We start from the raw sequence: 265 nt of genomic DNA, 5'->3' as shown, positions 1-265 counted from the left end.
CCTTCGTGCTGCTCGCCCAGCATCCGGATATCCAGGGCGTACGCTCCGACACCATCCGCCTGCTGCGCGACCATCGCTACCTGATCGACGACACGTTTCGCCAGGACCTGCGCAACACCAGCCTGTTCATCGAGCTGTTCAAGTGCAAGGAAGGCATTCACCGCAACCTTCGCCGTATGAACCGCTACGGCATCCTCGGACGCTACCTGCCCGAATTCGGCCACATCGTCGGGCAGATGCAACACGACCTGTTCCACATCTATAC

The 265-nt window shown here is 60.0% G+C and carries 1 protein-coding gene; it reads left to right on the top strand.

What is annotated here, in order from left to right; translation table 11 throughout:
• The coding region (locus tag AAEY88_RS14000) for a hypothetical protein (protein WP_350563353.1) at nucleotides 1–265 on the top strand (265 nt) is incomplete at both ends.

The organism is Psychrobacter sp. CAL346-MNA-CIBAN-0220 (genome assembly GCF_040309805.1).
Classification (GTDB): Bacteria; Pseudomonadota; Gammaproteobacteria; order Pseudomonadales; family Moraxellaceae; genus Psychrobacter.
Note: the sequence above shows the minus strand (reverse complement) of the source record. Positions and strands in the feature narration are given on the sequence as shown.